The sequence below is a fragment of the Glycomyces buryatensis genome (genome assembly GCF_004912275.1).
GTDB classification, from domain to species: Bacteria; Actinomycetota; Actinomycetes; order Mycobacteriales; family Micromonosporaceae; genus Glycomyces; species Glycomyces buryatensis.
In genome coordinates, this window is sequence record NZ_STGY01000066.1 from 1 (window position 1) to 12,669 (window position 12,669).

Consider the following 12,669-nt stretch of genomic DNA (forward strand, 5'->3'; position numbering starts at 1 on the left):
GTGGCTTCAAACGGTACGACCCCAGACTGACAGCAATGGCTGTGCCTTCTGCTGGCCGGGCAGGGTCGCGTCGAGGAGGGGTTGGCGGTCATCGACGACCTCGCAGAGCAATCCGGGGGCATGACGGACGAGTTGTTCGGCCAGCGCATCTCGCTCATGGCCGACGGTGGCCGCACTGACCAGGCGATCACCGAGTTGCGCGGCCACCCCTCGGTCGACACCAGGTGCGGGACGCGGCTCCTGGCGGTCATGTTGGAGCAGGCCGGCCGACTTGACGAAGCCATAGCGGTGCTGCGGCCGATGCACGTCGATGGAGCGAACGCCACCGATCTGGCGAGACTGCTCATCCTCCAAGACCGCGTCGGCGACGCGGTCACGGTCTTGGAGGATGCTCGAGAACGCAGATAGGCCAACGGTGTAGCCGGGGTTGAGGAGGCAATCGGGGCAAATGTGGAAATGTCCGGAACCCCATGGGGCCAAAGCTTTTCGTATTATTTGGTCTATCCCGAGTGGATATGAACCCTGGGCCGCGATCTGAGGCGCCCAGGTCCCTTCAACTGGAAGGCATTCCAGGATGCGAAGAAGCACCCGACACCTCGCCGCGGCCGCCGCCGCGGTCCTCGCCACCACCCTCCTGGCCGCGGCACCCGCGGCCGCGGCCGGTCCGACCCACCACGGCATCGACTGGCAGCCGTGCGCCGAAGTCGATCCCGTCGAAGAGGTCGACTGCGCCACCATCACCGTCCCGCTGGACTACTCCAAGCCGTGGGGCGAGAAGATCGAGATCGGTCTCGCCCGCAGGCAGGCCGCGAATCCGGACGAGAAGCTCGGCACGATCCTCATGGACCCGGGCGGGCCCGGCGGGTCGGGCGTCGAGGTCGTCAAGCAGGTGAACGTGCTGACCGGCGAGGCCGCCGAGCGATTCGACCTCGTCGGCTTCGATCCCCGCGGCGTCAACTCCAGCACGCAGGTCCTGTGCGGCGAGGACGCCATGGGCGCCGTCGCCTCGATCGGCGTACCGACCGACCAGGAGTCCTTCGAGTCCCTCGAGGCGGCCAACTCGGCCCTCACCGACGACTGCCGCGAGCGGACCGGGGAACTGTTCGACCATGTCAGCAATCTCGAAACCGTCGAGGACATGGAGCGAATCCGCCGCGCGCTGGGCGAAGGCAAGCTCAACTACCTCGGCTACTCGTACGGCACCATCATGGGTCAGCAGTACGCCGAGCGGTACCCCCGGCACATCCGCACGATGGTGCTGGACGGCAACATGGACCACAGCCTGGAGTCCACGTGGGACTTCATGAGTACCGAGACCGCCCCGGTCGAGGAGAACTTCGACGCCTTCGCCGACTGGTGCGAGTCCGAACCCGAGTGCGCGCTCCACGGCCAGGACGTCAGGGCCGGCTACGCCGATCTCAAGGCGTCGGCGCGGGCGGGCGAACTCGTCGACCCCTATACCGGTGAGCCACTGGACTTCTACGGCCTGACCGGCATCTACACCTTCGCGGCGAACTTCCCGCAGGACTGGCCGCTCCTGGCCGAGGACTACGCCGCGATGCTCGCCGGTGAGTCTCTCCCGGGCACTTCGCAGCTGCAGGAGCCCGAGGCGGTCGAGAACCTCTTCTACCCGGCCTGGTGCTCCGACTACGGGTTCGAGATCGCCGACTTCGCGGAGCTTGACGCGCTCCAGGGCAAGCTCGCCGCCGAGTACCCCGACGTGGAGTGGACGCCGTACGACGAGTTCGCGCTCGCCTGCGTCGGCTCGGGCATCGAGAACACCAACGAACGCGGGGAACTCGACATCGACCACGCCCCTGAGCTGCTGTTCATCGGCAACGAGCACGACTTCGCCACGGTCTACGAATGGTCCGAGACCGCCTCGGCCCAGGCCGACGGCAATCTGCTCACCTACGAGGGGTACCTGCACACCATCTACGGCGGGACGTCGGAATGCATCGACGACCTCACGAACGCCTACTTCGTCGAACGCGCGGTCCCGGACGAGGGCGCGAGCTGCCCGAACCTGGACTTCCCCGGCGCCACGGTGCTCTCGGAGCGGCGACTGCCGGGCGCGGTCAGTCCCTACTAGACAACTGGATTTGAAGTAATGCGCGACCGGGGGACCGGGAGACCGGTCCTCCGGTTCGCTCAGGAGCGCAGGTAGGCCAGGACGGCCTTGACCCGGCGGTGGTGGTCGCCGTCCTCGCTGCTGAGCGCGAGCTTGGTGAAGATATTGCGGATGTGCTTCTCGACCGCGCCGTCGGAGATGAAGAGCTTCTTGCCGATCGCGCGGTTCGAGTGGCCCTCGGCCATGAGCTCCAGGACCTCGCGCTCGCGCGGGGTGAGGCTCGCGACGGGATCGTCCTTGCGCCGGCGGACCATCAGCTGCGACACGACCTCGGGGTCGAACACCGTGCCGCCGGAGGCGACCCGGCGCAGGGAGTCCATGAAGTCCTCGACGTCGATGACCCGGTCCTTGAGGAGGTAGCCGACCGCGCCGCGCGCGTCGGCCAGGAGGTCGTCGGCGTAGGAGACCTCGACGTACTGCGAGAGGATGAGCATCGGCGAGCCCGGCACGAGGCCGCGGGCGCGGGTGGCGGCGCGAAGTCCTTCTTCGGTGAACGAGGGCGGCATTCGCACGTCCACCACGGACACATCGGGCCGGTGTTCGGCGACGGCCTCCACGAGAGCGTCGCCGTCGCCCACCTCGGCGACCACTTCGCAGTCGAACTCTTCCAAGAGCTTGACGAGCCCGGAACGAATCAGCACTGCGTCATCGGCCACCACTACGCGCACCCGTTAACCCCTTATGTGCACGGAACCTCGGCGAGGATCACTGTCGGCCCGCCCTCCGGAGAGTCGACGGTCCACTGTCCCTCGGCGGCTTTGATCCGGTCGGCCAGGCCCGAGAGCCCGTGCCCCTTCGAGACATGCGCGCCCCCGATCCCGTTGTCGCCGATCGAGACCACCAGCCTATCGTCCCAGTCCTCGACCGTCACCGACGCCTTGGTGGCCTGCGCGTGCTTGGCCACGTTGGTAAGAGCCTCCGCGACGACGAAGTACACCGTGCTCTCGACGCTCGTCCGGTAGCGGGCACGGGCCCGCACGTCCAGGTCGACCGGGACGGTGGAGCGCGCGGCCAGGGCCGCCAGGGCCGCCTCCAGGCCTCGGTCGGTCAGGATCGGCGGGGCGATGCCGCGAGAGAGGGCGCGCAGTTCGTCGATGGTCTCGCGGGTCTGGGAGATGGCCGCGTCCAGGGTCGCCTGGGCCGCTTCGGGATTGGCCTCCATTTGGCGGCGGACCCGGGACAGTTCCATGCCGAGGCTGACCAGCCGCTGCTGCGGTCCGTCGTGGATGTCCCGCTCGATGCGGCGCAACGCGTCGGCCTCGGCGGAGGTGGCGGCGTCGCGCGACTCCTCCAGGGTGTCGATGCGTTCGTACAGGCCGGCGAGCGAGGCGAGCAGTCCCTTGCCGGTCCAGGCCAGCGCCAGGGCCATGCCGCGGATGACCAGCGGCAGCAGCACGGCGACGATGAGGCCGGCGAGTACGGCGACGATCGATTGGGCCGTATAGGAGTCGCCCCAGCCGAGCCACACGGCGGCATAGTCGGGGCCGGCGTTGTAGTTCTCCTCGCCGACGGCGGCATTGATGATCCACCCGTACAGCGGGAACGCGAGCGTCCCGATGGTCGCGGCCCACCAGGCGATAGCGACGGCGAAACCGGCGACGGCGATCGGCAGGGCCGCGACGGCCCACAGCAGGTTGAGCCAGGACTGGCCGTCGGTGAGGGCGGTCAGGTACCGGCGCAGGGCAGAGGCGCCGGGCTTCGCCTTCTTGTAGTGCGGCCGGGGCACCTCGCGGCGGATCACGTGCGGAATCTGGGCCCGCCCGGCGGCCGCCATGCCGCGCATCGCGAACAGCGTGGCGGCCATGATCGGGACGCCGATCCAGATGACGGCGGTGCCGAGACCGAGGGCGAAGCCGACGACGCCGATGATGAAGGCGGGCAAGGCAATGAAGAACGAAGCGAGCAGGTAGCCCGAATCGATCCCCAGTTGCCGGAAGGTTTTACGCATGGGTCAAATGTAGAGAAGAGAGGCCGACCGCCGCGAGCCTGCGCACCGGCGTCTTGGAGGTAGGGACAGCCCTACCCCCGGTCAGGCGCCCGCGCCGGGCGGCTGGTTCGAGCGGGTCGCGATGCCGGCGACCGAGTTGAGCAGGCTCATGATGCAGATGCCGATGACCAGGTCGATCGCGGCGGTCGCGATCTGCGATTCGAGCAGCGCGTTCACGGTGAACGGGATGAGGACCGCGACGGCGATGGCCAGCAGCATGATCCAGTTGAAGAAGCTCATCGGCCGCGGCATGAGCAGCAGCAGCACGTGCAGGACCCCCGTGGCCAGGATCGCGATCGCGAACGACACGAACGCGTAGGCGGTGGTCGAGGCGTCGCCGTACATGCCGGCCTCGCTGGGGGACAGGATGGCGATGTCGAGGACCCCGCGCACCAGCAGGATGCCGACGAGCGCGACCAGCGCGGCCACCACCGCCGTCCCGAAACCGCCCGCCCACAGCTTGCCGGCGTCCACGGAGGGACGCTGCCCGGACTGCGGCTGCGGCACGGCCCCGTAGCGCCTGGTCGGGTCGTTTCCTTGCGGCTGGTCCCAGCCGCCCTGCGGTGCCGACATCGGGTCTCCTCTGCTCGCCTGCTTCCGCCATCGCGCCAGGCGTACGTGAGTCAAATCGCCATTCGCCTGATGGCGGTGGCTTGCACCTCGTCCTCCGCCACTGGCTGCGGCGTGGAGGATACATTGACGCTACCCATTTCGGGGAGCGTCGTTAGGACCTTTGACTAACAGCCCAAGCCATCCGTGAACGTGCACGCACGTTCACGGCGGCTATGACGTCGGCGGGTCCAGCGAGACCACACCCACGACACTCGAATTCATCCCTGGTTCTCCGGTTAGCGCGTTCGGTGTGGTGGCACAGAGGGCACTGCTGCGACGTATGCCGCGCGTCCACGACCACCACCGGCACCCCGGCCCGCTTCGCCTTGTAGGCGATGAACTGCGCGAGCTGGTGGAACGGCCAATTCGAGATCCTGCCCCGCTGGGACGCATGTAGCCGTACCCGGTCGCGGAGGCCCTCAAGGTCTTCCAGGCCGATCCCGCGTCCGGTGCGTTTCGCCGCCGACACGATCTCTTTTGATATTCGATGATTCTCATTCGCCGCATGCCGCGACTCGCGGCCCGAGCGCCGCTTGAGTTTCCGCTTCGCCGACTTCGTGGCCTTGGCCTGCAGCTCGGCCCGGACCCTGGCTTGGCTGCGCCGGTACCGCTCCAGGCCCTTCCCCTGGTAATTGATTTCATCTGAGGTCGTCGCGAGGTTCACGATGCCCCGATCGACACCGATGAAGTCGACCGGCTCGTATTCGGTTTCCTCAGGGATTTCAATCGTCGCGGCCAGATAGAGCGCGCCGTCGCGCTCCAGTAGATCCGACTCGCCCTGCCGGTGATCGACCAACACTTTCAGATCCGCGCGCGAACAAGCGAACGGGATGTTCTTCCGGCGACCTTCCAGGGTCCAGATGGAGTCTGTCCGTGCCTCCAGGTCCCAGGACAGGCACCGGTCGTCGAACGGCTGTGCCCCACCGGGACGGAACTCGACCGGCTTGCTCATCGCGGCGCGGGCGCGCTTGCCTCGCAGCATGCCGCACTCGACCTGGCCGTAAACGGCCGCATATGCGGCACGGGTCTTCTTGATGACGTGCAGGGCTGCCTGCGCACCGAACCCGGCGGCCTTCAAGTCTTGGTAGCAGCGCCGCTGCAAACCCTGGAACGACTCGACCCGACCGGATTTCCGGCTCCGGTTACGGTAGGCGATCCGCGAGACCTCGTTCGCGAAGGTGTTGGCCGCGTGCAGGGTGCGCCGCATGGCATCCCGGTCGGCATCGACCGGTTCAAGCTTCACCACCACGACCTGCTTCACACTCACGATCGTAGAAGCGGGGTCCGACACTTTCCGCCAAACTAAGGTTCGAACAGTCCCGCTTCGCGGGACCGATCGTCAGGTGATTCTGGTACTCCTCCAAACGGAAGATGCCCTGGACCTCTAGCCGGAAATCACGGTGTAAAGCGATTGGGGATGTCGGGAGCGGCGCGTAATCTAGAGCGGTGTTCACCGGATGTGTTGAATTTGACCTCCTCCTCCCCGAAGACTCCCGCTCGTTGAAGGCCAAGCGTTCCTACGTGCGCCCGATCATCGCCTCGCTTCGCAAGTACGAAGTGGCGGTGGCCGAGGTGAGCGATCAGGAAGTGCACGGACGCAGCACGATCGGCGTCGCCGCAGTGGCGGGGGACCACCGGCATGTACAAGAGATCCTCGACGCGTGCGAGCATCACGTCGCGGGACGCCCCGAAGCCGAGCTTCTGAGCGCCCGCAGGCGGGTGTTCGGACCCGAGGACGAATAACACAGCCGAATAGCAACAGTAGTTAGAGGCAGGGAGACGACATGGCAGACGCGGCTAAGCAGGCCCAGGTGGCCAGGCGGGTATTGGAGCTGACCGCGCAGGCGGTCCGCAAACTCAAGGACCCGCGCGTCGGCATGGTCACCATCACCGACGCCCGGATGACGCCCGACCTGCGCGAGGCGACCGTCTTCTACACCGTGATGGGCGACGAAGACCAGGTCAAGGACTCCGCGATCGGGCTTGAACGCGCCACCGGACACCTGCGCACCACCGTCGGGCGGGCACTGGGCATGCGGCACTCGCCGTCGCTGACCTTCGTGGCCGACACCGTTCCCGACCAGGCCAACCGGATCGAAGAGCTGCTCGCCAAGGCCCAGTACGCCGACGAGCAGGTCCACAAGATCGCCGAGGGCAAGACCTACGCCGGCGAAGCGAACCCGTATATCGAGCACGAGGACGAGGCGGAAAACACGAAATGACGGCGAGCGCCGATGCGGAGGTCGCCCCCGCCTCGTATCGGCGCATCGCCTCCCTCGCCCTCCCGGCCCTGGTGGTCCTCGCCGCCGAGCCGATCTACGTCCTCATCGACACGGCCGTCGTCGGCCACCTCGGCGCCGTCCCCCTGGCCGCCCTCGCGGCCGGGGCAACCATCATGGGCCTCGCCGCGTTCATCGGCGCGGTCCTCGCCTACGGCACCACAGCCCGAGCCGCCCGCCGCTACGGCGCCGGCGACTCGGACGGTGCCGTAGCCGAAGGCGTGCAAGGCACCTGGCTGGCGCTGGCCGTCGGCCTCGTCATGGTCCTCGTCGTCGAAATCCTCGCCGGGCCGCTGGCCACGGCCCTCGGCGACACCCCCGCCGTCGCCGACGCCGCCGCGCAGTGGCTGCGCATCGCCATCCTCGGCGCGCCGTTCCTCCTGGTCGCCGCCGCAGGCCAAGGCTGGATGCGGGCGATCCAGGACACGGTGCGGCCCATGTGGTTCGTGTGCGTCTCGTTCCTGATCTCGGCCGTACTCGCGCCGATCCTCGTCTACCCCGTCGGCCTCGGCCTGGTCGGCTCCGCGTGGGCCAACGCCCTCGCGCAGGCCATCACCGGGACGCTGTTCCTGCTCGCGCTGCGTCGCGAGGCGACGAGCCTGCGCCTGGACTGGCCGCTGCTGACCAAGCAGCTCATGGCCAACCGCGACCTCATCGTGCGCGGCGGGGCCATGCAGGCCTGCAACATCTCGGCCACCGCCGTCGCCGCCCGGGTCGGCGCGACCTCCCTCGCGGCCCACCAGATCGGCATGCAGCTGTGGTTCTTCGCGGCGCTGGCGCTCGATGCGGTCGCCATCGCGGCGCAGGCCCTCATCGGGGCCGACCTCGGCGCCGGAAAGGTCGCCACGGCGAAGGCCTCGGCGAAGCGCGTCACCTGGGTCGGGCTCGGCTACGGCGTGGTCTTCCTGATCGTCGTCCTCGCACTGGTGCCGGTGCTTCCGCGCGTCTTCACCTCGGACGCGACCGTGCGGGACCAGTTCGGCCTCATCTGGCCGTGGCTGGTGGCGGCGCTGCCCGTGGCGGGCGTGGTCTTCGCACTCGACGGGGTGCTGCTGGGGGCCGGGGACCTGGTTTTCACCCGCAATATGTCCGTGGCCGCGGCCGCGAGCTGGCTCCCGTTCATCTGGCTCACCCTCGTCTTCGACTGGGGTCTGGCCGGCATCTGGGGCGGCCTGGTCGTGTTCATGCTGGTCCGCCTCGCGATGATCTTGTGGCGCTTGCGATCCGGTGCCTGGGCCGTGACCGGCGCCGAGCGCGACTAACAGCTCTTGTCCCACTATGTGATTTCACCCATGAAATGATCTTGAACGTTCGTTAAGGTTTCGAGGATGAAGACCACTTCATCACCGAAGCGCAAGCGCCGCACTCGTCCCACTAAATGGGATGATGAGCAGGCGGAGGCCCGCCGCGCCCTCCAGGAATCGCTCGACCGCCACCAGTAGCGACCGACCCGGCGGCCACGGCTAGCCTGTACCGCTGTGACCACACCGCATCCGGGCCTCATCGTCGTCGACAAACCGCAGGGCATCACCTCGCACGGGGTGGTGGCCCGAATGCGTCGCATCTGCGGCACCCGCAAGATCGGACACGGCGGCACCCTGGACCCGATGGCCACCGGCGTCCTCATCCTCGCCATCGGCAAGGCCACCAAGCTGCTCACCTACGTCTCCGGGCTGGACAAGTCCTACGTCGCGACGATCCGACTGGGCCAGAACACGATCACCGACGACGCCGAAGGCGACGTGATCGCCGAGACCGACGCCTCCGGAGTCGAGGGGGCGGCGATCCGCTCCGCCCTGGTGTCCATGACCGGCGAGATCGACCAGGTCCCCAGCGCGGTCAGCGCCGTCAAGATCGACGGCAAGCGCGCCTATCAGCGCGTTCGCGAGGGCGAGACCGTCGCGCTCAGGGCCCGCCGAGTCACCATCGCTTCGATCGAGATCGGCCGGATCCGACGCAGCGAGACGTTCACCGATATCGACGTCGACGTCTCCTGCTCCTCGGGCACCTACATCCGCGCCATCGCCCGCGACCTCGGCGACACGCTGGGCGTCGGCGGGCACCTCACCGCCCTGCGCCGCACCAGGATCGGCAACTTCGGCATCGACGTCGCCGCGACCCTGGACGAGCTCGCGGAGCGCAGTGAGGCAGGAGAATCCTTGGGCGCGTTGACGATGGGCCAGGCGGCGGCCCGGCTCATGCCGACCCGCACCGCCACCGAGGCCGAGGCGAAGGCCCTCTCCTACGGCAAGTCGATCGACGCCGCCGGCATCGAGGGCCGCTACGCGGTGCTGGGCGAACAGGGCGAACTGCTGGCGGTCATGACCGAGGAAGGCGACCGCGCCAAGCCCGAGACGGTCTTCGCCGCCGCCTGACGTCGGTGAGTGCCCCAGCGGGCACGGTCAAGCTCGGCTCCCGACGAGCCGGCCGGGCCGCGTCGCGGGGCTCGCGATCACCCCGGCTGCGGCGAGGGCGAGTGCCCCGATGACGGGAATGGCCTGCGGGCCCAAGTGGTCGAGGGCGAGTCCGCCGAGGGCGCCTGCGATCGCGGTTCCCGCGTACAGGCCGGTGATGTTGAGCGAGACCGCGGTCATGGGGGCGTCCGGGGCCGCCGCGATGGTGCTGGCCTGCATGGGCGGATTGAGCGCCCACGCGAACAGCGACCAGACCGCGACGATCGCGGCGAAGGCCCAGATCGGCGCGCCGTATCCCGCGAGCAGTGCGAGGACGGCGAGCGCGGCGGCATGTCCGGTGATGACGATGACCCGGGAGCGCCGCGGCCCGAATCGGTCGCTGAGCCGTCCACCTCCGAGCGCGGCGCCGACGCCCACCAGCCCTGTCAGGAGCAGGAGCAGCGGAAGGTGTTCGTCGCTGCCGGTGGTCCGCTCGGTGATCGGCCCCAGGTAGGTGTAGAACATCAGTCCTCCCGTGCCGCACAGGAAGATCGCCGCGACCATGCGCAGGACGGAGGGATGGCGCAGCGGCGCGAGCCGTTCGGACAGGGGTGCGGGGGCGGCGCCGGGCAGGGGCGGCAGCGTGCTGAAGGCGGTGAGCGCCGCTGCGGCCGCGACGACGGCGATGAGGACGAAGGTCGCCCTCCAATTGAAGACGTCGGCGATCCACGCGCCGATCGGGACGCCGGTGAAGAGGGCCACGGTCAGGCCTGCGGTGACCACGGAGAGGTAGGTGCCCTGGCGGCCCCGGGGTGCGCCGGCGGCGGCGATGGCGAAGGCGCTGGTCGATACCGCCGCGGCCGACAATCCTGCCAGGATTCGGAGGGCGAGCAGGGCGGGGAAGTCGTCCACCGCGGCGCAACCCAGATTCGCGAGGGCGAAGATCGCGAGGCCGCCGCACAGTACCGGACGGCGCGGGTGGCGGTCCAACCACACCGCGAGCACCGGGGCGCCGAGGGCGAAGGCCAGCGCGAAGGCGGTGACGAGCTGTCCGGCCGCGCCGGTGCTGATTTCGAGGTCCGCGGCGACGGGGGTCAGGACTCCGGCGATGACGAACTCGTCGGTGCCGAGTGACAGGGTGGCGATGAAGAGGCTGGCGAGCCACAGGTGGTTACGAGTCATGTCCCATTCCATTGTTCGATGTTCGGCGAACATCGAACAAGTTATCATGGAGACATGCGCAATCCGGAACACCCCGATACCGGCGACATCGTCCTGACCAAAGTGCTGTCGGCGCTCGCCGACCCGTTGCGGCTGGGCCTGGTCTGCCTGCTCGCCGATGGGCGGGAGCGCCAGTGGGGAGAACTGGACGCCCCGGTGTCGAAGTCGACGCTGAGCCATCACCTCAAGACCTTGCGGGGCGCGGGCGTGACGCGGACGCGGGAGGAGGGCACCCGCTGCTATGTGCACCTTCGTGCCGATGACCTCGAGTCCCGTTTTCCCGGACTCCTGGGCGCATTGATGAGTGCCGCGCCGGACGACGCCACGCCCGTCACGCTCAAACGGCCGTGACGAGATCCCTTCCCTGAGCTGCCGAAGGGGGTCAGCGCTGCCTCGGCGGACCGAGCGGCTCCTGGTTCACGCTGGCGCGGAAGGCGATCGGCGTGGTTCCGGTGCGCTGGTGAAAGAACTTGTTAAAGTTCGTGGCGCTGGAGAACCCCAGCCGCGCCCCGATGCGGGCCGCCGCCAGGTCGGTGCAGGCGAGCATTCGCTTGGCCTCCAATACGACCCGCCGGTCGATGAACTCCTTGGCCGGCACTCCGGCGGCCGCGAGCGTCGCGCGCGAGAGCGTGCGCGGCGAATAGGCCAGCGCCCCCGCGTAGTCGCTCAGGCGCTTGGTGCCCGCGAAGTCGCGTTCGACGGCGTCGCGGAAGGCCAGGTAGACCTCGCTCGGCTCCGTCAGCAGGCCGCCGCGGGCCGGCAGGCCCGAGACGCGCAAGGCCAGCACGGCCAGCAGATGCCGCAGCACCTGGAGGTGGGTGTCGAGCGGCGTCCGCTCGGCGGCGGAGCACTCCCACTGGAGCTGGCTGGTGGCCACCCGCAGCAGCGCGTGGTCCTCGGTGCTCGGGACGCGCAGCACCGGCGCGTGCGGGTCGTCCGCGCACACCCCGATGGCGGTGTCAGGATCGAGGAAATCGCGCTCGAAACTCACCAGGGTCCCTTCGGCCCCTTGCAGATCGCCCCACTGCCGGACCTGGCCCGGGCGGACCCACAGCCACTGGCCGGGCGCCATCGCGTACTCGGCGAAGTCGACGGTCGGCCGCAGGGCACCCGAGGTGAGCGTCAGCAGGTGGTGCCGCTGTGAGCGCACCGGACCGGTCAGGACGGGGCCGGAGCGCAGCTGCGCCAGAGTGGACATCTCGACGCCGGACGCCGGTCCGGGCGAGGGGACGGGTATTTTGCCCGTTATGTCAGTGTGTCGTGTTTTCACCAGCATCAACAGCAAGCTTATTCCGTATGGCGGTTTCGCGGCGGGCACTCCAGCGATTCGGAGCATCGTCACATTGGCGACGTAACCTGGTTCCCATGGCTGAAACGAAGACTGTTGATTTCTGGTTCGATCCCGCCTGCCCGTGGGCGTGGATGACCTCCCGCTGGATCCTCGAGGCGGCGAAATATCGCGACCTTGACATTCGATGGAACGTGATGAGTCTCTACGTGCTCAACGAACCTCGGCTTGACGAGCTGCCGGAGCAGTACGCCGAGATGATGCCGAAGACGCGTGCGGCGGTCCGGGTCGCCGCGGCCGTGGCGGAGCAGTACGACAACGAAACCCTCGGGAGGCTCTACACCGCGCTGGGCAACCAGATCCACCTGGCGGGGGAGAAGGACTCCGCGGTGTACATCCCGGCCGCGCTCGAAAATGCCGGCCTCCCGGCCGAGCTCGCCGCGGTCGGCAAGACCGAGGAGTACGACGAGGCCGTGCGCGTCTCGCACGGCAGGGGCATCGGCCTGGTCGGCACCGACGTCGGCACCCCGGTGGTGGCGGTGGAGAACGACGAGGGCGAGAAGGTCGGGCTGTTCGGCCCGGTCGTCACCCCGGCCCCGCAGGGCGAGGCCGCGGCCAAGCTGTGGGACGGCGTCTACGCCGTGACCACCACCCCGGGCTTCTACGAGCTCAAGCGGACCCGGACCAAGGGCCCGGATTTCTCGAACCTGACCGCTGACTAAGGGAACTGTCGTACCTCGCGGGTAAACTTTCGCCTA

The 12,669-nt window shown here is 68.5% G+C and carries 14 protein-coding genes; 8 read left to right on the forward strand and 6 right to left on the reverse strand.

Annotated features, from left to right (window positions below; all coding sequences use genetic code 11):
• The first annotated feature begins 81 nt into the window (after positions 1–81).
• Both FAB82_RS17530 and FAB82_RS17535 read left to right on the forward strand, forming a co-directional pair.
• Complete coding sequence (locus FAB82_RS17530; RefSeq protein ID WP_136535838.1) at positions 82–408, forward strand: tetratricopeptide repeat protein; 327 nt, start codon at positions 82–84, stop codon at positions 406–408.
• 166 nt (positions 409–574) lie between these two features.
• The gene (locus FAB82_RS17535; RefSeq protein WP_136535839.1) at positions 575–2,092 is read left to right on the forward strand and encodes an alpha/beta fold hydrolase; all 1,518 of its coding nucleotides are present in this window, start codon (positions 575–577) and stop codon (positions 2,090–2,092) included.
• A 59-nt stretch (positions 2,093–2,151) separates the two neighbouring features.
• Here the strand turns inward: FAB82_RS17535 and FAB82_RS17540 are convergent, their stop codons facing one another.
• The 4 genes from FAB82_RS17540 to FAB82_RS17555 all read right to left on the reverse strand — a co-directional run bounded on the left by FAB82_RS17540 (position 2,152) and on the right by FAB82_RS17555 (position 5,991).
• Positions 2,152–2,799, reverse strand: a complete 648-nt coding sequence (locus FAB82_RS17540) for a LuxR C-terminal-related transcriptional regulator (RefSeq protein WP_136535840.1) — start codon at positions 2,797–2,799, stop codon at positions 2,152–2,154.
• Positions 2,800–2,810: 11 nt separating this feature from the next.
• The gene (locus FAB82_RS17545; RefSeq protein WP_136535841.1) at positions 2,811–4,079 is read right to left on the reverse strand and encodes a sensor histidine kinase; all 1,269 of its coding nucleotides are present in this window, start codon (positions 4,077–4,079) and stop codon (positions 2,811–2,813) included.
• An 81-nt stretch (positions 4,080–4,160) separates the two neighbouring features.
• Positions 4,161–4,691 carry a DUF6069 family protein gene (locus tag FAB82_RS17550; protein WP_136535842.1) on the reverse strand — a complete coding sequence of 177 codons (531 nt, stop codon included), beginning with the start codon at positions 4,689–4,691 and terminating at the stop codon, positions 4,161–4,163.
• 151 nt (positions 4,692–4,842) lie between these two features.
• Positions 4,843–5,991 carry an RNA-guided endonuclease InsQ/TnpB family protein gene (locus FAB82_RS17555; protein ID WP_211116651.1) on the reverse strand — a complete coding sequence of 383 codons (1,149 nt, stop codon included), beginning with the start codon at positions 5,989–5,991 and terminating at the stop codon, positions 4,843–4,845.
• 185 nt (positions 5,992–6,176) lie between these two features.
• Between FAB82_RS17555 and FAB82_RS17560 the strand changes: the two genes are divergently transcribed.
• The 4 genes from FAB82_RS17560 (at position 6,177) to truB (ending at position 9,384) form a co-directional block, all read left to right on the forward strand.
• Complete coding sequence (locus FAB82_RS17560) at positions 6,177–6,473, forward strand: DUF503 domain-containing protein (protein ID WP_136535843.1); 297 nt, start codon at positions 6,177–6,179, stop codon at positions 6,471–6,473.
• 41 nt (positions 6,474–6,514) lie between these two features.
• Positions 6,515–6,952: a 30S ribosome-binding factor RbfA gene (gene rbfA / locus FAB82_RS17565; RefSeq protein WP_136535844.1), complete on the forward strand. Its 438-nt coding sequence runs from the start codon at positions 6,515–6,517 to the stop codon at positions 6,950–6,952.
• Positions 6,949–8,271, forward strand: coding sequence for an MATE family efflux transporter (locus tag FAB82_RS17570; RefSeq protein WP_136535845.1), 1,323 nt, complete (start codon positions 6,949–6,951; stop codon positions 8,269–8,271). Before rbfA ends, FAB82_RS17570 begins: the two co-directional genes overlap by 4 nt.
• A 216-nt stretch (positions 8,272–8,487) precedes the next feature.
• Positions 8,488–9,384 carry a tRNA pseudouridine(55) synthase TruB gene (gene truB / locus FAB82_RS17575; RefSeq protein WP_136535846.1) on the forward strand — a complete coding sequence of 299 codons (897 nt, stop codon included), beginning with the start codon at positions 8,488–8,490 and terminating at the stop codon, positions 9,382–9,384.
• 27 nt (positions 9,385–9,411) lie between these two features.
• Here the strand turns inward: truB and FAB82_RS17580 are convergent, their stop codons facing one another.
• Positions 9,412–10,584, reverse strand: coding sequence for an MFS transporter (locus FAB82_RS17580; protein ID WP_136535847.1), 1,173 nt, complete (start codon positions 10,582–10,584; stop codon positions 9,412–9,414).
• Between the two features lie 54 nt (positions 10,585–10,638).
• On the opposite strand from FAB82_RS17580, the gene FAB82_RS17585 reads away from it, so the two are divergent.
• Complete coding sequence (locus FAB82_RS17585; RefSeq protein WP_136535848.1) at positions 10,639–10,974, forward strand: ArsR/SmtB family transcription factor; 336 nt, start codon at positions 10,639–10,641, stop codon at positions 10,972–10,974.
• 31 nt (positions 10,975–11,005) lie between these two features.
• Here the strand turns inward: FAB82_RS17585 and FAB82_RS17590 are convergent, their stop codons facing one another.
• The gene (locus FAB82_RS17590; protein WP_211116652.1) at positions 11,006–11,821 is read right to left on the reverse strand and encodes a helix-turn-helix domain-containing protein; all 816 of its coding nucleotides are present in this window, start codon (positions 11,819–11,821) and stop codon (positions 11,006–11,008) included.
• A gap of 167 nt (positions 11,822–11,988) precedes the next feature.
• Here FAB82_RS17590 and FAB82_RS17595 point away from each other — a divergent pair, with 167 nt between their 5' ends.
• Positions 11,989–12,633, forward strand: a complete 645-nt coding sequence (locus FAB82_RS17595; RefSeq protein WP_136535850.1) for a mycothiol-dependent nitroreductase Rv2466c family protein — start codon at positions 11,989–11,991, stop codon at positions 12,631–12,633.
• The last annotated feature ends 36 nt before the right edge of the window (positions 12,634–12,669 follow it).

Excerpts from the sequence above, each read along its gene's own strand:
- FAB82_RS17570 (WP_136535845.1), top strand. The coding sequence starts at position 6,949 with ATGACGGCGAGCGCCGATGCGGAGGTCGCCCCCGCCTCGTATCGGCGC.
- FAB82_RS17580 (WP_136535847.1), bottom strand. The coding sequence starts at position 10,584 with ATGACTCGTAACCACCTGTGGCTCGCCAGCCTCTTCATCGCCACCCTG.
- FAB82_RS17595 (WP_136535850.1), top strand. The coding sequence starts at position 11,989 with ATGGCTGAAACGAAGACTGTTGATTTCTGGTTCGATCCCGCCTGCCCG.
- FAB82_RS17535 (WP_136535839.1), top strand. The coding sequence starts at position 575 with ATGCGAAGAAGCACCCGACACCTCGCCGCGGCCGCCGCCGCGGTCCTC.
- FAB82_RS17550 (WP_136535842.1), bottom strand. The coding sequence starts at position 4,691 with ATGTCGGCACCGCAGGGCGGCTGGGACCAGCCGCAAGGAAACGACCCG.
- rbfA (WP_136535844.1), top strand. The coding sequence starts at position 6,515 with ATGGCAGACGCGGCTAAGCAGGCCCAGGTGGCCAGGCGGGTATTGGAG.
- FAB82_RS17585 (WP_136535848.1), top strand. The coding sequence starts at position 10,639 with ATGCGCAATCCGGAACACCCCGATACCGGCGACATCGTCCTGACCAAA.
- FAB82_RS17545 (WP_136535841.1), bottom strand. The coding sequence starts at position 4,079 with ATGCGTAAAACCTTCCGGCAACTGGGGATCGATTCGGGCTACCTGCTC.
- FAB82_RS17590 (WP_211116652.1), bottom strand. The coding sequence starts at position 11,821 with ATGTCCACTCTGGCGCAGCTGCGCTCCGGCCCCGTCCTGACCGGTCCG.